At 61.9% G+C, this 22,778-nt stretch carries 23 protein-coding genes; 5 read left to right on the top strand and 18 right to left on the bottom strand.

Features of this window, described 5'->3' with window-relative positions:
* Window positions 1-6: 6 nt before the first annotated feature.
* Complete coding sequence (lodA, locus tag V7714_RS01235; RefSeq protein ID WP_335387428.1) at window positions 7-2,037, bottom strand: CTQ-dependent lysine 6-oxidase LodA; 2,031 nt, start codon at window positions 2,035-2,037, stop codon at window positions 7-9.
* Between the two features lie 705 nt (window positions 2,038-2,742).
* On the opposite strand from lodA, the gene V7714_RS01230 reads away from it, so the two are divergent.
* The gene (locus V7714_RS01230) at window positions 2,743-3,366 is read left to right on the top strand and encodes a class I SAM-dependent methyltransferase (RefSeq protein WP_335387427.1); all 624 of its coding nucleotides are present in this window, start codon (window positions 2,743-2,745) and stop codon (window positions 3,364-3,366) included.
* Here the strand turns inward: V7714_RS01230 and V7714_RS01225 are convergent.
* Genes V7714_RS01225 through V7714_RS01215 form a run of 3 tightly spaced genes read right to left on the bottom strand, consistent with a single transcriptional unit; the run spans window position 3,347 to window position 7,124 of the window.
* Window positions 3,347-4,420, bottom strand: a complete 1,074-nt coding sequence (locus V7714_RS01225) for an FAD-dependent oxidoreductase (RefSeq protein WP_335387426.1) — start codon at window positions 4,418-4,420, stop codon at window positions 3,347-3,349. The two genes, V7714_RS01230 and V7714_RS01225, sit on opposite strands and share 20 nt — an antisense overlap.
* Before the next feature lie 10 nt (window positions 4,421-4,430).
* The gene (locus tag V7714_RS01220; RefSeq protein WP_335387424.1) at window positions 4,431-5,654 is read right to left on the bottom strand and encodes an MFS transporter; all 1,224 of its coding nucleotides are present in this window, start codon (window positions 5,652-5,654) and stop codon (window positions 4,431-4,433) included.
* 9 nt (window positions 5,655-5,663) lie between these two features.
* The gene (locus tag V7714_RS01215) at window positions 5,664-7,124 is read right to left on the bottom strand and encodes an FAD-dependent oxidoreductase (protein WP_335387423.1); all 1,461 of its coding nucleotides are present in this window, start codon (window positions 7,122-7,124) and stop codon (window positions 5,664-5,666) included.
* A 373-nt stretch (window positions 7,125-7,497) separates the two neighbouring features.
* Between V7714_RS01215 and alkB the strand changes: the two genes are divergently transcribed.
* The 4 genes from alkB (at window position 7,498) to V7714_RS01195 (ending at window position 10,113) form a co-directional block, all read left to right on the top strand.
* On the top strand, window positions 7,498-8,145 hold the full coding sequence (alkB, locus tag V7714_RS01210) for a DNA oxidative demethylase AlkB (protein ID WP_335387422.1): 648 nt from the start codon (window positions 7,498-7,500) through the stop codon (window positions 8,143-8,145).
* Between the two features lie 93 nt (window positions 8,146-8,238).
* Window positions 8,239-8,919, top strand: coding sequence for a ComF family protein (locus V7714_RS01205; RefSeq protein WP_335387421.1), 681 nt, complete (start codon window positions 8,239-8,241; stop codon window positions 8,917-8,919).
* A gap of 51 nt (window positions 8,920-8,970) precedes the next feature.
* A complete protein-coding gene (locus tag V7714_RS01200; RefSeq protein WP_335387420.1) occupies window positions 8,971-9,480 on the top strand; it encodes a cupin domain-containing protein in 510 nt (169 codons plus the stop codon).
* Between the two features lie 165 nt (window positions 9,481-9,645).
* Window positions 9,646-10,113, top strand: a complete 468-nt coding sequence (locus tag V7714_RS01195) for a tRNA (cytidine(34)-2'-O)-methyltransferase (protein ID WP_335387419.1) — start codon at window positions 9,646-9,648, stop codon at window positions 10,111-10,113.
* 52 nt (window positions 10,114-10,165) lie between these two features.
* Here the strand turns inward: V7714_RS01195 and V7714_RS01190 are convergent, their stop codons facing one another.
* From V7714_RS01190 to tmk, 14 genes are all read right to left on the bottom strand, one after another.
* A complete protein-coding gene (locus V7714_RS01190; RefSeq protein ID WP_335387418.1) occupies window positions 10,166-10,741 on the bottom strand; it encodes a DUF805 domain-containing protein in 576 nt (191 codons plus the stop codon).
* A 129-nt stretch (window positions 10,742-10,870) separates the two neighbouring features.
* Window positions 10,871-11,422, bottom strand: coding sequence for a DUF805 domain-containing protein (locus tag V7714_RS01185; RefSeq protein ID WP_335387417.1), 552 nt, complete (start codon window positions 11,420-11,422; stop codon window positions 10,871-10,873).
* A 114-nt stretch (window positions 11,423-11,536) separates the two neighbouring features.
* Complete coding sequence (locus tag V7714_RS01180; RefSeq protein WP_335387416.1) at window positions 11,537-13,342, bottom strand: sensor domain-containing diguanylate cyclase; 1,806 nt, start codon at window positions 13,340-13,342, stop codon at window positions 11,537-11,539.
* Between the two features lie 222 nt (window positions 13,343-13,564).
* Complete coding sequence (rplI, locus tag V7714_RS01175; RefSeq protein WP_284196644.1) at window positions 13,565-14,011, bottom strand: 50S ribosomal protein L9; 447 nt, start codon at window positions 14,009-14,011, stop codon at window positions 13,565-13,567.
* A 15-nt stretch (window positions 14,012-14,026) separates the two neighbouring features.
* Window positions 14,027-14,254: a 30S ribosomal protein S18 gene (gene rpsR, locus V7714_RS01170; protein ID WP_284196645.1), complete on the bottom strand. Its 228-nt coding sequence runs from the start codon at window positions 14,252-14,254 to the stop codon at window positions 14,027-14,029.
* Window positions 14,255-14,296: 42 nt separating this feature from the next.
* Entirely contained in the window at window positions 14,297-14,605 is a 309-nt protein-coding gene (gene priB, locus V7714_RS01165) for a primosomal replication protein N (protein ID WP_284196646.1), read from the bottom strand.
* A 14-nt stretch (window positions 14,606-14,619) separates the two neighbouring features.
* Entirely contained in the window at window positions 14,620-14,991 is a 372-nt protein-coding gene (gene rpsF, locus V7714_RS01160) for a 30S ribosomal protein S6 (RefSeq protein ID WP_284196647.1), read from the bottom strand.
* Between the two features lie 131 nt (window positions 14,992-15,122).
* On the bottom strand, window positions 15,123-16,442 hold the full coding sequence (locus tag V7714_RS01155; protein WP_335387415.1) for an NAD(P)/FAD-dependent oxidoreductase: 1,320 nt from the start codon (window positions 16,440-16,442) through the stop codon (window positions 15,123-15,125).
* 222 nt (window positions 16,443-16,664) lie between these two features.
* A complete protein-coding gene (locus V7714_RS01150) occupies window positions 16,665-17,429 on the bottom strand; it encodes an MBL fold metallo-hydrolase (RefSeq protein ID WP_335387413.1) in 765 nt (254 codons plus the stop codon).
* Window positions 17,426-18,202: a TatD family hydrolase gene (locus tag V7714_RS01145; RefSeq protein ID WP_284196650.1), complete on the bottom strand. Its 777-nt coding sequence runs from the start codon at window positions 18,200-18,202 to the stop codon at window positions 17,426-17,428. Before V7714_RS01145 ends, V7714_RS01150 begins: the two co-directional genes overlap by 4 nt.
* 70 nt (window positions 18,203-18,272) lie before the next feature.
* Window positions 18,273-20,489, bottom strand: a complete 2,217-nt coding sequence (locus V7714_RS01140; RefSeq protein WP_335387746.1) for a penicillin acylase family protein — start codon at window positions 20,487-20,489, stop codon at window positions 18,273-18,275.
* Between the two features lie 264 nt (window positions 20,490-20,753).
* Window positions 20,754-21,131, bottom strand: coding sequence for a PilZ domain-containing protein (locus V7714_RS01135; protein WP_290332573.1), 378 nt, complete (start codon window positions 21,129-21,131; stop codon window positions 20,754-20,756).
* Between the two features lie 12 nt (window positions 21,132-21,143).
* A complete protein-coding gene (gene holB, locus V7714_RS01130) occupies window positions 21,144-22,151 on the bottom strand; it encodes a DNA polymerase III subunit delta' (protein ID WP_335387412.1) in 1,008 nt (335 codons plus the stop codon).
* Window positions 22,151-22,777, bottom strand: a complete 627-nt coding sequence (tmk, locus tag V7714_RS01125; RefSeq protein WP_335387743.1) for a dTMP kinase — start codon at window positions 22,775-22,777, stop codon at window positions 22,151-22,153. The genes holB and tmk overlap by 1 nt, the downstream gene beginning before the upstream one ends.
* Window position 22,778 lies beyond the last annotated feature (1 nt).

The raw sequence follows: 22,778 nt of genomic DNA, 5'->3' as shown, positions 1-22,778 counted from the left end.
GATGCCTTATTTGTTGCCCAATGCCGCACCCTGGGCGAGATAGGTGGTATTGCGCTCCTTCTCGACAAAATAGCGGTAGTCCTGCGGGCCGACATTGACGATGAAGCCCAGGTCCTTCCAGGCAGCGGTCATCTGGTTGAAGGAATTGATCCCCCGCGCATACAGCACAGGCTGGCCGGCGGCCGTGATGCTGAAGCCCCCTTGCGACTGCACATTGAGCGTGAGGCCATTGACGCCTGAGAACTGCGCCGGCTGGCTGCTGACATAGCCATCCAGTACCTGGTTACCTGGGTCCAGATCCCCTGCGATGACGTGCATGGGGCTTTGTGGCGGCCACCAGTAAACGTAGAACGCGGGCGGCACTTCGACACCGTCGTCGGCTGGGCTTTGATTGATGGCCGGGTTGTTGACGTTGGGGGTCTGCACCGTGCAGTCAAAGAAATCAGCCTGCCAGGGTATGGCCATGCGCTTGGTCAGGTCGCCCGGCTCTGCCCCATCCCCGTTTTGCGGATCGCTGGTCAGCGACAGACCGTTGGTACGGTAGTACTCGCTGAATGCCGCCTCGCTACCTGTCCAGTGCGCAATATCATAGGCATACGGCGTACGGTAGAGCTGCGGCGTACGGACTATCCAGGTGGTCTCGATACCGGGCGAGAACGGCGCACCAACCAGGTTGCCTATCACTGCGCGGTCCAGCTCGGTCACGCCATGGCGTAGATCGGGCGGCGCACAACCAAGGTCGAACTTGCCCTTGGCCCATTGGTGCAGGAAGAAATACTGGGTGGGGCTCAGCGTCATGAACTTGTAGATCAGCTGATTGGTCACCGAGTTGTCGCCAGAATTAAGCGGCATCAGCGGTACGCCATCCTCTGCAAACAGCGTATTGGGGCCGTTCTTGACCTGATCCATGAAGCGATAGGACTGCGGCGGCACCGGCACCCGATAGTGGGCAAAGTAGTTCTCACGATGGGCGCGGCTGCCCTCGGATGCATCGCGGATATCGAACGGCGGGTTGACGAAGTCAATCATGGATGGGGTTTGCGCCACCCAGCGGTAGCCTTCTGGCCGCTTGATGATGGGCAGGATATCGCGCTCGAAATTAGGCCGATAGTCCGGATTAAAGCCGGCAAACGGGTCGTAACGATCAGCCGGGATAGGCCACTTCTTGGCGTCATAGATATCAGGGGCGTAGTTCAGGAAACGCACTGAAATATCGTAGACGGTGTCGTCCAGCGTCACGATATTGACCAGCTCCGGCGCAAACTTGGGGCTGCCTACTATCACCCAGGCGGGCTCAAGCTCGACCTTGCTGCCGTCCTTGAAGTACAGGGTTGCCTGGACGTAACCATCGGAAACGTCATCCCACCAGTCGCTGGCGCCACGGAAGCTCGATAGCGTGGTGGTGCCGGCTGAATTGCCGAAACCGCCCAGCAGGATAAGCCGACCCGCCGTATCCATGCGCAATTCGCCCAGCGAATTGATGGCCGGGTTAAGGCTATCGGGCGGGAAGGAGAAATGCGGGTAGTCGGCCGGCGGGTTATAGCGTGAAAATGCCACCCGCTCGCCAGGCTTGGCTATGCTGCGCGGGCCTGGGTCTATCATCAGCGCCTTGCGGTCAGCCGGATTGGTCACGCTGCCGTTATTGAGCGGTACATGCTGATCAACGTAGTTGTTCCAATCGCCAAACTCGAGGTCACCCGTCAGCTCGGAAAAAGTAAACCAGATGGGTTTCTTGTTGGCGATATGCGATGTCCAGACGATCTTCTCGATACGTGGATCGGCCAGGGTGATTTCTGCGACCTTGCCATCGCTGTGCTCGAAAATCTTGAATCGCGCGGCCTGCCGCTTGATGCCGCCAATCGCGTCCTTGAACTGCCTGACATACTGGACCTGGCCATCAACGACAACCGGATCACCGTTGGCCTGACAGGCTATGGGCAAGCCGCCCAAGGTCTCCGGGCCAAGGTAGAAATCAGTCTGGCTGTTGCCTATACGCGCGACCCCCACCTTGGGGTGTATGGAAAAACTACTGGTCATGCTGCCCTCCTCTATGAACATGAATCCGGCATTCACCGGTGCTCTGCTGGTGCCCGGCACTTGCGTGCCGTGCGTTTGCTGCTCGCCTCTTGGGTGCGATCTGCGGCGGATAAAGCGCGCTCGCCAGCCTGCGCCGTGCAGTACCCATCCTTGCACCCCAAGCGGCCTGGATTGGGCGCATGGCGGCAGGTGATGGGTTGAGCGCCAAGAACAAAACCCTTCTGGCATTGTTGTGCGAGCTTGCCGCACCCACGTACTGTCTGCTGCGCGCGCACGCCTAGCCAAAACCACTACGCTGGGCTTTGTTGGCGGCGCTTGGACAGTAGCGAAAGCTTACGGAGTCGTGACTGCCCCAGGACGGCGCGTTACCGTAGTGGGGCTAGCGAAGAGAGTTGGCCTGTACACAGGCGCAGGAATACTGCAGGTGTCATATCTGACGGTGTCGATGGATGCCATCTTTGCCGTTCCTCCTTGTATATGGGCAGAACCGCCGCTTTTATGGACTACTGGCGCGGCTGGTCTTAGGACTGAACTGAAGCATTGCAACGGTACGGTGGCTTACCCGTCCAACAGGTATCGTAGGAGGGAATTACAGAATTGAAAGGGCAAGATGAAAAAAGTGGGTGCAAGACCGCCAGTGGCTTGCATTCAGTCCGGCTGTGATACAAGACACACTCAACTTAACCAGCGCCCTGCGCCCTAGCCATGACAGACAGCAAACTTCACTGGGAATCGGTATACCAGGCCAAGGCGCCGGATGCAGTCAGCTGGTATAGCCCGCACCTGGTCACCTCTTTGCGGCTGATCAGTGAACAGGTGCCGAGCAAGGACGCGGCCATCATTGATGTCGGCGGCGGCGAAGCCACGCTGGTGGACGACCTGCTGGCCAAGGGCTACACGCAGCCGAGTGTGCTGGATATCTCGCAAGCAGCAATTGATGTAGCCCGGCAAAGGCTGGGGCCGCATGCCGCACAGGTACACTGGCTAGTGGCCGATATCGCATCCGCCAGGCTGGAAGCAGCGCACTACGACCTATGGCACGACCGGGCAGTGTTCCACTTCCTGACCACAGCGGTGGCCCGGCAGGCCTATGTCCGCCAGTTGACCCACGCACTCAAGCCTGGCGGCCATGCCATCATTGCAACCTTTGGCCCCGACGGCCCGCTGAAATGCAGCGGCCTCGATATCGTCCGCTACGATGCAGCACAACTGCAGCAAGCACTGGGCCCGCAGTTCACCTTGCTCGACAGCTTTACCGAACCGCATCAAACACCTTTCGGCACGACCCAGCAATTCCTATACGGAGTGTTCAGGCGGGCCACGCCCTAGCAGGCTGGGGCTGGGTCGATTGCATGTGGGCTGCCAGGTGCGGCATCAGCCAGGCGGCATCCGGCCCTACCCCGCGCAAGGTGGCAGAGGCGAAGTTACGCTGGCGCGACAGTCCGACAAAATACAAACCTGGCACATCCAGCGCGATGCCCTGTTGCTGACGTACCAAGCCCGCTGGCGTCAACACGCCCAGGTCGGCCAGGTAGGGCATATGGGGTCGGAAGCCGGTAGCAAACAGCAGGGTATCGACCGGCTCCCGCTGACCATCGGCCCAGACCACCCCATCAGCCACTACCTCGCGGAACATCGGCCGGCGGGCCGGCTTACCGGCCTTGATGGCGCGCCGATAACGGCCGTCATCCAGCACGGGCGTACTCTGGTCATCCAGCCAGCGTGTGCGCTCCAGGCCGGTAGCAGCCAGCCAGAAGTGAAAATCCAGCCCCAGCACCCGCTGTGGAAAAAACCGTATGGGCCGGCGCGTAGCCAGGCTGGCATCGGCCGCCTCCGCCAGCTCGCAGGCAATCTGCACGCCCGAGTTGGCACCACCCACCACCACGACCCGCTGGCCTTTAAAATCGGCAGGATCACGGTAGCTGCCGCTGTGCAGCACACGCCCGCCGAAATCGGCCAGACCGGGAATCGACGGCAGGAAGGGCGTACCGAAGGCACCAGAAGCGGCAATCACGGCGCGGGCGACATAGCCTTTACCCTCTGCCGTCTGTAGCAAGAAACCGCCACCTTCCCGCCTAACCGTGCTGACTCGCTGACCATAGCGTATGGGCAGGTCGAAGTGCCGGGCATAGTCCTCCAGGTATCCCGCCACCTCGTCCCGGCTTGGGTAGTGGCCCGGCACGGCCGGAAAAGCCAAACCAGGCAAGGCGGAGTAACGGGCGGGCGAGAACAGGGTCAGGCTGTCGTAATAACCCCGCCATGCGCCGCTGGCCCGGGTGCCTGCCTCCAGTAGCAGAAAGCGGTAACCTGTCCGCTGCAGATGATAGCCCGCAGCCAGGCCAGCCTGGCCCGCACCAATAATGATGACGTCAACGTGTTCCATAGGGTCTCGCTTAAGTTTGCTTGGCTTGAACGGGGTGCAGCGGCACCCTCGTGGGCTTGGCCCGATAGGCAAAGACGAAGGCCGCCCAACCCAGCACGCCCAGGCATGTCAGCCCGAGCAAGGTAGCCGAGCCGCCCCATTGCGCCAGGCCATAGGCGGCCATGGCAGGTGCCAGGGCACGGGCAAACAACCCGGGTGCCGATACCCAGCCCAGCGCCACGCCATAGTTGGCACTGCCCAGCAACTCAGCTGGCGCCATACCGCGCACGATGGTGAGCACGCCATTGCTGGCGCCATAGAGGCAGGCGAACAGTACCGCCAGCCAAGGCGCCTGCTTGGCCAGCAGCAGAAGCACCATCGCCGTCGGCAGCATCAGGTGGGCCACATAGCCACTCCAGCGTACCGACAGACGCTGTGCCAGCAGCATGTCCAGCAAGCGGCCTGCCACCTGCATGGGGCCAAATAGCGTGACACTGAGCATGATCAGCGTGGGACTCACCGCACGATCAGCCAGCAGCAGGCCGGCGTGCGCCGACAAGGAACCCCCTAGCAAGGCCGTCATGCCGATGGCGATGGCAAGCCCCCAATAAGCCGGCGAGCGCAGCATCTGCGCCAATGGCATGTCAGGATGCTCAACCACGGTTGTGGTCGCGGTGGGTGCCCACTTGGGCAACGCACGATGCAAGGGTAAGCAGACCAAGGCATGCAGTGCGGCATAGCAAAGCAGGGTAAGGCGCCAACCCCACAACCCTTCCAGCCAGTAGGAGAGCGGCCAGAACACCGTGCTGGCAAAACCGCCCACCAGGGTGAGGAGGGTCATTGCCCGCCTGAACTCGGTATGCGCAAACTCGTGTAGCGCGGTAAAGGCCGCCTCGTAGAGGGTGAGCGCCATGGCCACGCCGGCCAGTAGCCAAGCTAGCAAGAAAGTGTAAGGGCCAGATGCCGCCGCGAGGCCTGCCAGGCTCAGGCAGGCAAGGACAGAACCCAGGCTGAGCCCCCAGCGGCCACCATGGCGGACCAGCAGTTGCCCCACCAGCGGAGCGCACAAGGCCGCCAGCAGCAGGCCTGCCGAATACGCGCCGAAGATACCCGGCAGGCTCCAGCCCGTACTGGTCTGTATGGGCTGCGCCAGAAAGGTAATACCGTAGTACATCGTACCCCACGAAATCACCTGCCCTGGCGCCAGCAACCATAGCGCACGCATGCCGGGCGAGCTGGAGCCGGTGTTTTGCACGGGCGGCACTCAGCAACAGCCCGCCACAACACGCCCGGCCTGGTCGGCAGCTACACCGCAACCGCAGCCCGACTTGCCAGCCTGCTTGGCGGCAGCATCCTGTGCGCAGCAGGCATCGATGCCTGCTGGCGCAGCGCCACCACAGCAGGTGCTGGCTGCAACCACCGCAGCCGGCGTGGCACCACAGCACGCCCCCCGCCCCGCCGTGCCAGGCAAGCCAGCGCCGCACACACCGGTTTCGGGCAAGTCCAGCCGTACATCGTCGGCAGCCGCCAGATCACCCGCCAGGGCGGCTGCCACCGAGCGTACCTGCTCGTAGCCGGTCGCCAGCAGGAAAGTCGGTGCACGGCCATAGCTCTTGGCGCCCACCACATAGAAACCCGGTTCGGGGTGCGCCAACTCACGGTGACCATGGGGGCGCACGGTACCGCAGCTATGCTCATTCGGGTCTATCAGCGGCGCCAAGGCCTCGGTGCTCTCCAGCCAGGCATCCAGCCGCACACGCAATTCGCGCGTCAGTGCCAGGTCAGGGCGCGAACCGGTGGCGCAGATCACCTCATCCACTCCCGTTAGTTCGGTCAAGCCCTGCGGAGTATGTGCGCGGACGGTAAGCCCGGACAAACCAGACTGGACGGATGCAATACGGAATTCGGTATGCACTGTCAGCCGCTCCTGCGCAATCAAGCGCTGCAGGCGCTGGCCCAACTCGCCCCGTGCCTGCAACTGGTCAGCATCGCCCCCGCCAAATACACGGCGCAGATTACTGCCCCGTACTGCCCAATGCACGCGGGTGTGCTCGTCCTGCTGGCCGAGATCGGCCAATGCCAGCAGAGCCTGGGCGGCAGAATGGCCAGCGCCGACCACCAGCACACATTTGCCGGCATAGCGTATACGGTCCTTGCCCAGCACATCGGGTATGCCATAGCGGATATGCTCGGCGTGCGCGGCCTCACCTGTGGCCGGTAGCCCATGGGCACCAAGCGGGTTAGGCATGGCCCAGGTCCCGGTCGCATCCAGCACGGCACCGGCCAGGTGCTCGCTTATGCCGCCATCACGCTGGATCTGCAGCAGGAAAGGCGTTTGGTCGCGGCCAGCCGTCTTGATCTTGTCCATACCCAGGCGCGATACCCCCAGCACTCGGCTACTGAGCTGGATCTGCTCGCGCAAGACCAAACCCAAGGGCTGTAGATAGAACTGATCCAGTTCGCCTGCCGTGGGCAAGGCATCCAGGTCGGGGGCTTGCCAACCGCCCTGTTCCAGCAGGCTGCGCGCAGCCTGATCCATGTTGTAGCGCCAGGGCGAAAACAGCGGGACATGTGCCACCGCACGCAGGCTGCTGCCCACAGATTCCGACGCTTCAAATACCGTAGGCCTGATACCGCGGGCCAGCAAATGCGCCGCAGCGGCCAGGCCAACTGGGCCGGCACCCAGTATGGCCACACCATATTGCTGGATCAAAGGGGAAGTCATCACAAACTCCTTGGTCAGTTATGAGGGGGCGGCGACCCAATCTATAGGGATCTAATCGTTTGCTCTTCATTTCTACATTTCTACATTTCCAGAATAATAGACATTAAAACATCAAGTCAATACATTTCCAGAAATATCGAATCAAATGCTCGACAGGCGCATCCGCCAAACCTGGACTACGCCAAGGCGTACACTGGGTGCATCGCCTTACTCAGCGCCGCTGACAAAATCCTACTGGCCTTATTGTGCAAACTTGCCGTACCCGCATACAGTCTGCTGAGCTCGCCTGGGCCTGCATGTTTAGCCAGAACCGCTACGCTGGTTTTGGCTAGCGGCTCTCGGCGCACCCTTCGTACTCCCCGAATACCGATCCATGACACCCGACCTGTTTGCCGACCAACCCACCATCTGGCAGGAACCACTGATACCCGGTGCCGTGGTATTGCGCGGCCAGGCCCTGATGCAAGCCGACAGCCTGCTGGCAACCGTGTCACAGTTGCTGGTGGCTGCACCTTTGCGCCATATGCTCACGCCGGGCGGCCAGGCCATGTCGGTCGCCATGAGCAATTGCGGCCAGTTGGGCTGGATCAGCGACCGCCATGGCTATCGATACAGCGCGCAAGACCCCACCACCGGCCAGCCCTGGCCTGCCATGCCGCTATCCTTGCAGCAACTGGCGGCACAGGCTGCGGCGCTGGCTGGTTTTGCCGGATTCGAGCCCGACGCCTGCCTGATCAACCGCTATCAGGCGGGCACCCGACTGTCGCTGCATCAGGATAAGGACGAGCGTGACTACACCCAACCCATCGTATCGATCTCGCTGGGCTTGCCGGCGACCTTTCTGTTTGGCGGCGCACGCCGCACCGACCCGGTACGACGTATCCCGCTCAGCCATGGCGATATCGTGGTGTGGGGTGGCCCGGCCCGCCATCACTACCATGGGGTGGCACCACTCAAGGCTGGCCTGCACCCCCTGCTGGGCGGGCAACGCATCAACCTGACCTTGCGCAAAGCCGGCTGATAGGTGGCTACAAAGCCCTGGCGACTGCGGCGGCTTCTGTTCCGGGCACAAAGCCGGCAGAATGCCCGCAAGCCAAGCAAGAGAAACGCCCGTATGGTCTGGTCCAGCCTCATCAACCGGCTATTGCCACAATCCTGCCTGCTGTGCGGCGACCACAGCGGTGCGCGCAGCCTGTGCCCGCCCTGCCATGCCGAGCTACCTTGGCATGGCGGCGAGCAATGCCCGGTGTGCGCCCTACCAACGCTGAACGGTAGCCACTGCGGCGCTTGCATCAAGAACCCGCCTGCGTTTGATCGGACCACTGCGGCATGGCACTACGGCTGGCCCATGGACAGGCTGATTCCTGCCTACAAATACCGCAGCCAGCTAGAACTGACACATGCCCTGGCCCAGGGCCTGCTGCAGGCTACCGAGGGCGCAGACCAACCCGATATGCTATTGCCCATGCCCCTGCACCCTACCCGCCTGCGCGAGCGGGGCTTCAACCAATCGCAGGAGCTGGCCAGGCAGTTGGGCAGATGGCGCCAACTGCCCTTGGCCGACCAAGTCGTTGCCCGCATCAAGCTCACCCCGCCGCAGGCCAGCCTGCCGCGCGACGAACGCCAACGTGCCATAAGGGGTGCATTTGCAGTACAGGGCAAGGTGGCAGGCCAACATATCGCCCTGGTGGACGATGTCATGACGACGGGCGCCAGCCTGAACGAGCTGGCCCATGCCTTGAAAAAAGCCGGCGCCCGGCGGGTAGACTGCTGGGTACTGGCCCGTACCCTGTAAGGGCCAGTACCCGCCAAGCCCGCCGTCCAAATCAGCCTGGAGAACTCATACATGCGCAGACCCGACTGCATCAAGCACTACACCGAGATACAGGAAACCGAGGCCGGCCACTATCCCGGTAGCACCGAATCACTGAGCATAGGCTCACCCTTCGGCAAGGTATTTGGGCTCAACCGTCTGGGCATACACCATGAAACCCTGCCACCCGGCAGCCGCACATCATGGCCTCACGCCGAGAGCACTGAAGAAGAATTTGCCTATGTGATTGAAGGCACGCCAGATGTGTGGCTGGACGGTGAGTTGCACCGGCTGGCACCCGGCGACGGTGTCGGTTTCAAACCTGGCGATGGCCTGGCACACACCTTCATCAACAACACCGATACCGCTGTGCGCCTGCTGGTCGTCGGCGATACCCGGCGCAGCGACAACCAGGTGCATTACCCCTTGCATCCTGAGCGTAATGCCGAGATAGGCAGTTTGTGGTGGCCAGATCACCCGGAACGGCCGCTAGGTGACCACGATGGCCTGCCCGATGCCTTGCGCGGCAAGCCGGCCGGCTAAGCGCCACGAACAAAACCCTTCTGGCGCTGTTGTGCGAGCTTGCCCTACCCACGTACCGTCTGCTGCGCGCGCCAGTGCTCGCACGCCTGGCAGCCCATCGACGTCGGTGCCTACAGTCTGCACACTGCTATCATGCCCCACCCTGCTATCCAAAATCCGTACACCATGTTCGCCGTCATCCTGTTCCAGCCCGAAATCCCGCCCAACACCGGCAACGTCATACGGCTATGCGCCAATACCGGCTGCGAACTGCATCTGGTCAAGCCACTGGGTTTTCCACTCGATGATGCCAAGCTGCGTCGCGCAGGCTTGGATTACCACGAATATGCGCAGATGCAGGTACATGAGAACTGGGAGGCCTGCCAGGCCGCCTTTGCCGGACGGCGTATTTTTGCCATGACCACCAAAGGCTCCACCCGCTTTGACCAGATAGCCTACCAGCCCGGCGATGCTTTCCTGTTCGGCCAGGAGTCCGCCGGCCTGCCCGCAGAACTGCGGGACGGCTTTGCCGCTGATCGCCGCATCAAACTGCCCATGCGGCCCGACAACCGCAGCCTGAATCTGTCGAATGCAGTAGCAGTCACCGTGTTTGAGGCATGGCGGCAGCAAGGGTTTGCCGGAGGGGTGATCTAGGCGGGGCCCGGCCTCAGCCTGCCCCGCCAGGCGCATTGGCGCCTGCTCAAGCTTACTCCGAGGCCTCGGGTATCTGCACTGGCGCAGCAGGCTGGCCTTGCTGCTGTGCTGCCTTGGCCCGCTTGGTGTACTCGGCGTACTGAGGTATGGCAATGGCCGCCAGGATACCGATGATAGCCACCGCAGGAACAATACACGCCACCACGATCACGCTCCTGCCGTTCGGCTCGGGCATGGGGCCGAAGCGGTTACGCCCTTTGGTACCGGGTGCAAACATCAGATACAGCCCAAACAGCGTGTTGATCAGGGGTACCAGCATGAGCAGTGAAAACCAGCGGCTCATGTCCAAATCATGCAGGCGCCGGCCGACAACCACGATAGTTCCGGCAAGCATTAGCAAGACAGCCACGCCCATCAGCAGGATGCCCAAGGACTCACTGCCTATCGAAGCGGCGCCAGCCACAGCAATCAGTAGATAGCCCAGCAGCGTCGCACCCATGGTATAGGCGATGTAGCGTACACGGCCGAGCCTGCCTTCCACCGAGAAAAAACGCGGGCTATAGGTTTCCTGATCATCAAATTGATCAAGTTGGGCATTAGGGCTGTGATAGGGATTGTTAGTCGTCATAAGCACACCAGATGAGAAATATGAGGGATATCACCAGCAGACTGCCAGTCCGCAGGCCAGGCGGGAATCTATCATAGGCGTGCGGCACGCCACAGAAACCGAAGCACGGTGTACCCAAAGTCCCACAAACTAGCTGCGAGGCGCCGTCGGCGCAGTGCGGGAATGCCGCTCCAGGGACTGGTACTGCTGAACGGCCAGCACCCCGAGCAACCCTATCAGCAAGGCCACCATGGGTACCAGGCAGGCGGCCACGATCACCCCAACACCATTCGCCACCGGCGCCGGGCCAAAGCGATTGGCATGGGGCGCCCCTGGGGCAAAGATCAGGTAGGCCAGCAATAGCAGATTGATGAGTGGCAACAGGCACAGCAGCAACCACCAGCGGCTGCGCCCCAGATCATGTAGCCGGCGACCGGCAATCACCAGTTGGCCAGCTATGCCGGCCAGACTAACCAGCCCCATGACCACCATGACCATATCGCCACCGCTGATGATCATGCTCAAGGCCACCACGCTGGCTATAAACAGCACAAAGCCCAGCGCCCCCATCGCCAGACTGTATGCCAGATAGCGCAACCGTCCCAGGCGTCCGTCCAGGGCCCAGAAACGTGGTGTGTAGGGCGTGCCGGCAGTAGCCGCAAGATCGCTTGCGGGGCTGTCATAGGGGTTGACTGCATCCATGCCTGGCGCCTGTCAAGAACTCACGGTATTGATGGACGGCCAGCCTGGTCTGGCGCCAGTACAGCCTGAACCAACTGACTCTCCGCCCATATGCCAAGCCCGGCAAGCCGCCTGTCAGCCCCTGGGAGGCTCGGCCACATTGACCTGGTTCTTGCCGGATTTCTTGGCCTCATACATGGCCTGGTCAGCCCGCTCCACCGCCGCTTCCTGATCCTCGCCCTTGATAAAGCGGGTAACGCCAGCCGAGAAGGTAATCAGTACCCGCTCGTTGTTGTGCAGAAAGAAGCGCTTGGTCAGCTCACGCTGTACCCGCCGCATGACATTGGCCGACTCACTCAGCACCGATTCCGGCATCAGTACGACGAATTCCTCGCCACCATAGCGGGCGATGGTATCGGTAGGCCGTAATACATCCTTGATGACCTGCACCAGATGAATCAAGGCATCGTCCCCTGCCTGGTGTCCGCGTTGATCATTCAGCTTCTTGAAATTGTCGATATCAAGCAGAGCCAAGCACAGCGGCTTGCCGCTCCGCTCCATACGGGCAATCTCGGTGGCAAAAGCCTCATCAAAACCGCGCCGGTTCAAGGCGCCGGTCAGCTGATCCTCCCGCACCTTCTCGCTGATGGCCCGCAGCTCCGCCTCTAGCTCCTTCACCCGTCCATCTGCCGCCTCGGCCTTGGCACGGGCGGCCAGTAGGTCTTCGCGTGAGCGCGCCATATCCAGCTGCATCACACGGGTATCCTGCATCAGTTCGTCCAGCAGCAGCTTCAGGTCACCTATGCCCTGGGTGGCTTCAATCCGGTCTGCGTAGACCTCAATCTTGTCATGGTAGCCCCCGGTAGTATCGGCCATGCTGCCCAGGCGGTCGATAAACAGGGAGATCATGCTCTTGAGGGCCTCCTGGGTTTCGTCCAGGCTGTGCCGCAACTGCCCCTGCTTGATGACCACCTCCTTGAAGCCTACCTCGGCTTCGTACAGGCGATTCATGCTCAAGGGCTGGGCCAGGATATCGCGGACCACGGCAATCTGGCCCTGCACCCAGTTATCATCGCCCGACAGAGCGGCGAGATTGTCGGTCAGCAACAGCAGCAGATTGATCAAGCCTGTCGAGATGCGGCTGTCACGCTCGCTCTTGAGCTCGAGCTGCACCCAGAACTTCTTGAGCCGCTGCGCCAGGAACTCCAGGCCTTGCTCGCTGGATACCGCCTCGGCCGCCTGGGCCAGGCTCATGGCCTCTTCAGCCAGATCCGGATAGGTCTGCAATCGCTCTGCAATACCCAAGCGCAGCGAGGTCACCAGCATTTCTCGCCAGTGGTGCCAATCGGTCGCAGCTGCCACCGCCTTGGCGGGTGCCGCATCCGCCTGCGCCGCAGCCTCGGCCGGCGTGGTAGGAACCGGCTCGATATCGCCCACCCCGCCCGAACCGTCAGCCCAGCTGCGCACCAAGGCATCCAGCTTTTCGTTCAACAGGCTGGGATAGTTGCCGAAATTCAGCAAGACCTTGGCCAGCGACTCCTGCTTGCGCGAATGGGTGAAATGCGGGCTGCGCAAATCCCATTGCGTCACCAGCTCGCGTATCAATTCGGCCCAGGCACGCACCAGGCTGGCCTGCCCACCTTGCGACTCTATGGCCTGCATCAGCATGGGCGGTATGCTGCTCCAATCCCCCTGGCTGGCCGCCTTTTCTATCAGGGCCAGGTCACGCAACAACTCCGGTGTCTGCCGAGGAAGCTTGCGCAGCGCCGCCGCAATCTCGACCGCCAGCAAGTTGGCACCACCGGAAGGCCGTGCCTTGCCATCCGAGATTTCGTAATAGAGTTCCTCGTAGCGCTCAGGTGTGGGCGCAACGCGGCGGACGGCGAGCTGCTTGAGCGTCTCGCGCGCAATATCGGTCGGATTGGTCAGCTTATTGCTCATCAATACACTTCAGTGTTTGGCGCGACGGAGAGTCGGTGCTGGGCCGGGGCGGTTGCCCTTGTTTGCCGGGGTACGACACGGTCGCGCCCCCATCGGCCATACCGGTTTTCGCGCTCGCGAAGTATAGAATCTCGGGCGCGGCTGCGACAGGTAAAACATGCGGGCAACAAAAAAGGGACCCGGCTAGCCGAATCCCTTTTCTTTTACTGCCAGTTGCGCTGATTAGGCGCCAACCACCGTAACCTTCACGTTGGCTGTTACGTCGTGGTGCAGAGCAATGACCACGTCGTATTCGCCGATGGCCTTGAACGGGCCTTCTGGCAGACGCACTTCCATCTTCACCACCGGCACGCCAGCAGCGGAAATGGCTTCAGCGATGTCGTGGTTGGTGACGGAACCGAACAGACGGCCATCCACACCAGCCTTTTGCGAGATGGTGACAGCGAAGTCGACCAGCTTCTCGGCACGGGCTTGGGCACCAGCCAGGATCTCGGCTTGCTGCTTTTCCAGATCGGCACGGCGGGCTTCGAAAGCCTTCAGGTTGGCGTCGGTTGCACGCTTGGCCTTGCCTTGGGGGATCAGGAAGTTACGGGCGTAGCCATCCTTGACCTTGACGATGTCGCCCAGGGTACCCAGGTTTGCGACTTTTTCGAGCAGAATGATTTGCATGTTGGCGGCTCCGGCTTAGTGCTTGTCGGTGTAAGGCATCAGCGCCAGGAAGCGCGCGCGCTTGATGGCGTCGGACAACTGACGCTGATAGCGAGCCTTGGTGCCAGTGATACGAGCCGGGATGATCTTGCCGTTCTCGTTGATGAAATCCTTCAGCAAGTTGACGTCTTTGTAATCAACTTCCTTGATGCCTTCGGCGGTGAAGCGGCAAAACTTGCGACGCTTGAACAGATGACGGGACATGATGACCTCTTGAATTCAGAAAACTGTGGAACCGCGCACGATTTATTCGGTGACACGCTTCCAGTCGGTTATGTGCAGAACCAGGCTGTGCTTGTAGCGCTGACTACGTCCGGCCAAGAAACCCTTGATCAGGATTTCCGAGCCCTCTGCCAGGCTCGCCAATCCCTTGGCCTTATCACCCAGGCATACACAGGGCATTTCGCACTGTATTTGCCGCTCGGCTCCGGCTTCCGTCTGGGTCGATTCATGCATGAGCTTGAATTCGACCGCCGGAATGCCGGCCGGGGTGTAACGCAAGGGCTGGAGATCGAGCACTTGGCCGTGGGCCACGACCTGGTTGCGCGCGCTCAAGCCAGTAGGCCTGATCAGGCTGCTGCCGCTTCCTTGGCTTCAGGAGCCGTGGTCAGCGACTTGGACTTCTCTTCCTTCATCATCGGCGATGCTTCAGTAACAGCACGCTCGGTCTTCAGGGTGAGGTGGCGCAGCACAGCGTCGTTGAACTTGAACGCGTGTTCCAGTTCGTCCAGGGTGCCTTGACCGATTTCGATGTTCATCAGCACGTAGTGTGCCTTGTGCATCTTTTGAATCGGGTAAGCCATCTGGCGACGGCCCCAGTCTTCGAGGCGATGGATCTTGCCGCCGTCGTTGGTAATCATCGTCTTGTAGCGCTCGATCATGGCGGGCACTTGCTCGCTTTGATCGGGATGCACGATGAACACGATTTCGTAGTGTCGCATGTGATCTCCTTGCGGATTAATCAGCCTTCCGTCATGCGGTAACGGTAAGGCAAGGTGGAAAGCCGAGCATTCTAGCCGCTAAAGTGTCAACCCTGCAAGCTAATCAACGGTTTGCCTGTGCAGCCGCCCTGTCAGTGCAACTTGATCTTGGGTCGGTGCACCCGGTCCAGCCACTCCGACAAGGTAATCAGCAAGGTACGGGTAAAGCCGGACAGCGCTAGCTGGTGCTGCTTGTGCAGACCCCAATACATCAGCTTGGCCAACTGCCCCTCTACAAACAGGCTGCCCCGGGCCAGGCTGCCCATCAGCGAGCCGACCGAGGAATAGGTGGAGAGTGAGACCAGGGAGCCGTAGTCCTGAAAGGTAAAGGACTTCAGCGGCTTGCCCACCAGGGTGCGCTCTATATTGCGTGCCAGCAGGGTAGCCTGCTGGTGGGCGGCCTGGGCCCGCGCCGGCACCCAGCCCCCTTGGCCATTGGGGCAGGCTGCACAGTCGCCGAACGCAAAGATACGCTCATCGCGGGTGGTCTGCAGCGTGGGCGCCACCAGCAGTTGGTTGATGCGATTGGTCTCCAGCCCGCCGATTTCCTTGAGAAAATCCGCCGCCTTGATGCCGGCCGCCCAAACCGTCAGGGTGCTGGGAATAAAGCTGCCACCCGCCATGCATACACCGGCCTCGGTCACCTCCACTACCCGCTCATTGGTATGTATCTCTATCGCCAGCTTGCGCAATTCAACGGCTGCAGCGGTCGACAGGCGCTCGGGCAAGGCGGCCAGAATGCGCTGGCTGGCTTCCACCAACACGATCTTGAGATCCTGCTCTGGGTCGATATGCTCAAGCCCGAAGCTCACCAGAACCTGCGCAGCCGCATGCAGCTCCGCCGCCAGCTCCACCCCAGTGGCGCCGGCGCCGATAATAGCCACCGTCATGCGCCCCCGGCCTGCTTCGACCGGCTGGTTGTGCGCGCGCAAGCAGGCGTCGATCAGGCGTTCGTGAAAGCGCCGGGCAGCGTCAGGGTTATCCAGGCGTATGGCGTGCTCGGCCACGCCGGGCGTGCCGAAATCGTTGGTCTGACTACCCACGGCCAGCACCAGGTAGTCATACCCCACACGCTGGGCGGCGATGATCTCCCGGCCATCAGCGTCCAGCAGCGGCGCTATCAGAATTTCCCGCGCTTCACGGTCCAAGCCTGCCAGGCGCCCTTGGCGAAACCGGAAATGGTGCCAGCGTGCCTGGGCCAGGTATTCAATTTCCTCAGCGTGGCTGTCATAGCTGCCCGCAGCCAGTTGGTGCAGTATGGGTTTCCAGATATGGGTACGACTGGCATCGACCAGCAGTACCTCGGCGCGCCCCCGTTTACCCAGGCGGTCGCCCAAACGGCTGGCCAGCTCCAGACCCCCCGCGCCACCACCCACGATCACGATACGTGGACATCGACTGTCATCCGCCATACACCACCCCGTTGAATATATTGGACAGTGCCATTCTAACCGCTAGCAGAGACTAGCGTTGCGAACAAAACACGTCGTGGTGGTTCTGGCCAGGCGCGCAAACGCGTGAACAGGCAGTGAAGGCGCCAACTGCAGGGGTTGTCTGGCCGTGCCCAGGCAGCACCCAAAGGCGACTTGCTTAGTAAGCAGCCAGCGATACAGCGGGTCGCCGGCACGCAGGCATCAGGCCACCAGCCGCATACCGTCATACCCCACTTCCACCCCGGCCGGCATGCGCTGCGACAAGGCGTGGTACTCCAGTTCGTGGGTCATATGTATCAGCACCGTACGGCGTGCGCCTATGCGCGCTGCTGCCGCCAGCGATTGCGCCACACCAAAGTGGGTGTGATGCGGCTGCTCCCGCAGGCAGTCGAGCAGGAGTAGATCCAGCCCTTGCAGCAGCGCGAAGCTGGCCTCGGGTATTTCCGAGACATCGGTCAGGTAGGCCACATTGCCGATGCGATAGCCATAGACCGGCCAGCGGCCATGCAATACAGGAATCGGCGTGATCTCCACCCCACGATGGCAGAAGGCGCCATGCACGGCCGTGGTCTGCAGCGAAGGCAGCTCCCACCACGGCCCAGGTGGCAGTGTGGTGTAGTGGAAACGTGTCTGGATGTCCGCCATGGTGTAATCGCTGCCGAACACCGGCATGGCAGCCTTGTTGACGTAACAGAAGGCACGCAGGTCATCGATGCCATTCATATGGTCGGCGTGCTGGTGGGTGTAGAGCACCGCATCCACCTTGGTCAGGCCTTCCCGCAAGGCCTGGGTACGCAGATCAGGCCCGGTATCGATCAGAAAACTCAGCCCTGCCGTAGTCACCACGCTGGAGGCCCGGCTGCGCCGATTACGCGCATCATCCGAGCTGCAAGTAGCACAGCGGCAGCCTATGGCCGGCGTGCCCGCGCTGGAACCACACCCCAGGATCAGGACCTCGGTAGTCACGCCAGCTTGCCCTCCAGCTTGAACAGGCGGGCAAAATTCGCCGTAGTGGCCGCCGCCACCTCCTCAACCGCTATACCACGCAGGTCGGCAATATGCTCTGCCACATGGCGCACCAGCGCCGGATGGTTCTGCTTGCCACGGAAGGGCATGGGCGCCAGATAGGGCGAGTCGGTCTCTATCAGCATGCGTTCCAACGGAATGGTGCGTGCCACCTCCTTCAGCTCTTCCGCCTTCTTGAAGGTGACTATGCCGGAGAAGGAAATATAGAAATTCTGCGCAATGGCGGCATCCGCCACGGCTTGCGATTCGGTAAAACAGTGCATCACCCCGCTGGCCTCCGCCGCATTTTCCTCAGCCATGATGCGCAAGGTATCGTCGGAGGCACTGCGGGTGTGGACGATCAACGGCTTGCCGGTCGCCCTGGCTGCCCGGATATGTACCCTGAAGCGTTCACGCTGCCACGCCAGGTCGCCTTGCAGGCGATAGTAGTCCAGGCCTGTCTCACCTATCGCAATCACCTTGGGATGCTGGGCCAGGGCCACCAATTGCGCCACCGTAGGCTCGACTTCATCCTCGTAATCGGGATGCACGCCCACCGAGGCATAGATATGCGGGTAGCGTTCCGCCATGGCAATCACATTGGGCCAGTGCGGCAGGTTGACCGACACACACAGCGCGTGGCTGACGCGATTGGTCACCATGGCGGCCATCAGCTCATCAGCGCGCTCGGCAAGCTCGGGAAAATCAATATGGCAGTGGGAATCAATAAACATGCAGCTTCTATTCAATCAAGGCAGGAGGGTGCACCGGCTGGCACACCCGCCAATTCTACTGCCTCACCCCTTACTTGGGCACGAAGCGTAGGGTATGTTGTGCCGGCCCTGGCAGAAAGGGTGTCGCCTCGCCCTTTACCCAGGCGGCGTGCCCAGCCAGCCAGAATGGACTGAGCGGATGGCCACTCTGGCCACCAGGCATATTGAATATGCCCTGCGCTTCCTGCCCGGGCGCGACCACCATGCGTTGCGACGCACCAAACGCCGGCCCCGCCACCCTGGGCATGTGCTCATCACCGGCAAAGGCATCGGCCGGCGCCGCCAGCCAGGGCCTGAGCACTGGCAGCAGCTGGGCGAAGGGATGGGCGATCCGGCTGGTATTGCGCTGCCCCCAACTGGCTTCGGAGAGCGGCTGGCCCCCTGCCGTCAACTCGGCAATGGCCCGGTCTATGGCAGCCAATTCCAGCCCTCGCCAATCCCGCTCCTTCAACCAGCCTGCCGGCCGTTCATCCAGCAGCCGCGCCACCACCACCGGCCAGCGCGGATTGGCAAGGTCGAAATCAGCCCCTGGCTCCAGCGCCGCCAACTGGGCATCCAGCCCACCAAACAGCTCGGCATACAAGCCATACAGATAGGCCCGCGTGAGCCTGTAGCCCACCGAATCCACACTGGCCCTGCCAGTCCAACCGTCCTTGAGCAGGCGCCGGAACTCCGCCCGCTGCGGCCATGTTGCCGTCGCGCTCTGATCCAGCGCATCCAGCGCCCGCTCACGCCAAGCCGCCAGGTAGCGTGCTCTATCGTCCAGGGCCAAGCCATAGGCCGCCAGCTCATTGCCCTTGCCCAAGGCGGTCAGTCCATCCCGTATCTGCCGAGCGCGAGCGCCCAGGTCGGCCCCACCATCGCCCATGCGGCGGTAGAGCTCGCCGCCCAGGGGACGGCTGTTGGCGGTCCACAACTGTCCGCCCGCCGGATCATTCAGGCGAGGATAGTCGCGGGGGGACAAGCGCCCCTGCCAGCTCAGACCTGCTGCAATCGGATAAGGAAAACTCGCTTGCGGCAAGGCCTCGCGGCCCGGCAGCGTGCCCGCAATCGTCCAGCCTATATGGCCTGCGGCATCGCCTGCCACCATGTTCTGCGCCGGCATGCCGGCACTATGGGCTACGGCCTGGGCGGCTGCTAGATCGGCCACGCTTTCCATCTGGCGCAGGTTCAGGTTGACTGCGCCAGGCTGGTGGGCAATCCAGCGCACGGCATACCAGCGCCCTTCCACCTCGCGCAAAGGCCCCTGCGAGCCCTCCGCAATCTGCATGGTCACGGCAGCACCACCCTTGACCTGCAAGGTTTCCGTATGCACGCTGGCCGTCTCCCAGCCAGCCGCCGTCTTGATACGCAAGCGCTGCGATGGGTACCGCTCCACTTCGATCAGATCCAGGTAATCGCCATAGCTATTGGTGAATCCCCAGGCCACCTTACCGTTGCTGCCGGCCACCACCAAGGGCGCACCCGGCAGGGTCACACCAGCAATACGCCGGGTCTGCCCTTGCTCATCAGGGTACTGCAGCACCGCGCGGTACCAGATATGCGGCAAGCGCAAGCCCAGGTGCATATCATTGGCCACAATGGCACTGCCATGCGTGCTACGGCTACCCGCCAGTGCCCAGCTATTGCTGCCCACTGCGCTGCGCAGTGCCAGCCCTGCCTGTTTGCCGGGGACAGGCAGGCCCAGCCACGCTGGCGCCTGCGCCGGTGTGGTTGTCGGGGGCGGCACGATATCCGGCATGTCCAGCGGGGCATCCTGGCTGCTGGATTCAGGCAGCAGATAGGCCAGTTGCTCGGCCGTGCTGTGGTCCTTCAACCAGCCACGCGCCAATTCGCGCCGCTCCTGATTGCCTTGCAGATCAAAATACATGGCCCATACCACCAGCAGGCTATCTGCAGGCTGCCATGGCGCTGGCTGGGTACGCAGCAAACCATATTCAAAAGGCCTGGCATGCAGGGCAGATAAGCCCGCGTTCACACCTGCCGCATAGCGCTGCAGCAACTGCCTGTCCGCCTCGGGCAAGGCCGCCAAGGTGCTGACTGCGCGCGCCCTGAATCGATGAAAGCGATGCTCGCGGTCACTCTCCAGCGCCGCCTCGCCTATCAGCCCCGCCAGCTCGCCAGCGGCAACACGGCGCATCAGATCCATCTGGAAGTACCGCTCCTGGGCATGCAGATAGCCGGTGGCATAAGCCACATCAAGCCGGTTATTGCCACCGATCGTTGGCACACCCAAGGCATCCCGCACCGCTGTCACATCCGCCGTCAAGCTGAGCCAGGCTACCCCGCAGAAACAGCCACAGCGCCAAGGCCAGCAGCAACAGCATGGCCAGGCAGGCCAGCAGCAGGCGCCAGGACCAGCGTATCCATTTTCCCAAAGCCATATTGCTTCCCATAGTCAAGCACTTGCAGATAGCGCCTTCATTCGCAGGCCAGCGTGGCTACACGCCGCAGCCGGCCACAAAAAAGCCCGAACCAAGCCGGGCTTTTATTGCACAAACGTAGCAAATTCTTACATGGTGTGGGTAGTGCGGTTCGACTGCAGTGCGCCACCCAACATACCTTCAATCTTGTTGCGTGCCTGCTGCCCTGCCTCGTTATCGGAAAACTGCACCCCCACGCCTTGCGTACGGTTGCCGTGGGCACCAGCCGGCGTAATCCAGGCTACCTTGCCCGATACTGCAATCTTGGCTGGATCATCCATCAACTGCAGCAGCATGAAGACTTCGTCACCAATGGTGTAGGCCTTGGCCGTGGGTATGAAGATACCGCCGCCCTTGAGAAACGGCATATAGGCGGCAAACAGGCCAGCCTTTTCCTTGATACTCAGGGAGAGAACGCCACCGGCGCGTGGTGCGGCCGGAGCAGCGGGTTTGGGTGCTTCAGACATGCTTATCCTTTTTTATCCTTTGTTGGCCGGCCGGACAGCCTGCTGGTAGCCAAACAGCAGTTGCTCGTAGACGAGACGAGCATTCAGTGGGTGGCTGGACAGTTTCTTCGCTTCCAGCACTGTATCGTGGTAACGCATCAGCCGTACTGGGTCCAATGTCGTCGCCAGGGAGGCAAGCCGGCCCGCCTCATCGGGATAATAGCGGACAGACTGGGCAAGTCCCAAGCGCGCCAGATCATGCAGCCAACGAGACAGCCAGTCTGTGACGCGTGCAACCTCCACTTTTTGCTTGTCCAGTCGCTCTGCCAGCCCCAGTGGGTCCAGCTTGCGCGGGTCGGCCAACTCACCCAGAAAACTGCGCCGGGCCGCCGTTACACCCGCATCTGCCCGCTCTTGCGCGGCCAATGGCGCACCGCCAGCTTCGGCCAGATTGGCCTCGGCGTCGCTGATTCCCTGCTGCGCCAACCACGCCAGCGCCTGCTCGCGTGGCGGGATGCTCAGCGCCAGCCGACGGCAGCGGCTGCGTATGGTAGGCAAGAGGCGGCGCCACTGATGGCTGACCAGAATGAACATGGCACCGGGAGGTGGCTCTTCCAGCGTCTTCAGCAAGGCATTGGCCGCCGCCAGGTTCAGTGCCTCGGCAGGCTGTATCAGCGTCACCCTGCGTCCGGCACGGTGGGCACTCAGATGCACGAAATCATTGAGCTCGCGCACCTGGTCTACGGTAATCCAGGCCGATGCCTTCTTCTTGGGTTTGGCGTCCTCATCGCCCTCTTCTTCCACCGCCGGGGTCAGCTCGCGGAAATCCGGGTGGTTGCCGGCCAGATACCAGCGGCAGGCATCACACACGCCGCAGGGCTTGTCGGCGGCGGTCGATTCGCACAGCAGGGATTGGGCGAGGTGGCGGCCAAACGCCAGCTTGCCTATACCCGGCTCGCCAGTCAGCAACAAGGCGTGGGGCAGTCTCTCCCCCTGGCTGATCAAGGCCTGCCACTCGGCAAGCTGCCACTGATACAGCATCACGCCACTCCCATGCCGGCCAATACCTGGGCCAGATCAGCCTGCACCTGTGCTACCGGCTTGCTGGCATCCAGCACCATCAGCCGCCCGCGCGAAGCAGATGCCCGGGCATGGTAGGCGGCACGTACCCGCTCAAAGAACGCATCCTGCTCGCGCTCAAATCGGTCCAGTTCGCGCGCCCCCGCCAGCCGGGCACGGCTGACGGCCAACGGCACGTCGAACAGCAGTGTGGTATCTGGCTGCAGCAACCCCGCCTCCCTGCCCTGCACCCATTGCTCCAGCGCCTCGAACTTTGCCAAATCCAGCCCCCTGCCCCCCACCTGGTAGGCGTAGGTGGCATCGGTAAACCGGTCGCACACCACCCAGCGCCCCTGTGCCAGTGCCGGTTCAATGACCTGGGCCAGATGCTCGCGCCGTACGGCGAACATCAGCAAGGCTTCAGTCTCCAGATGCATGGGTTCATGCAGCAACAACTCCCGCAGCTTCTCTCCCAGCGGCGTACCACCGGGCTCACGGGTAACCAGGTGATCAACGCCACGAGCGGTCAGGGCAGCGGTCAGCCAGGCCAAGTGCGTACTCTTGCCCGCCCCATCCAGCCCCTCCAGCGAAATAAATCGGCCACGCACC

Source organism: Chitinimonas sp. JJ19, assembly GCF_036961565.1.
Taxonomy (GTDB): Bacteria; Pseudomonadota; Gammaproteobacteria; order Burkholderiales; family Chitinimonadaceae; genus Chitinimonas.
This window is presented reverse-complemented; position numbering and strand designations above follow the sequence as displayed.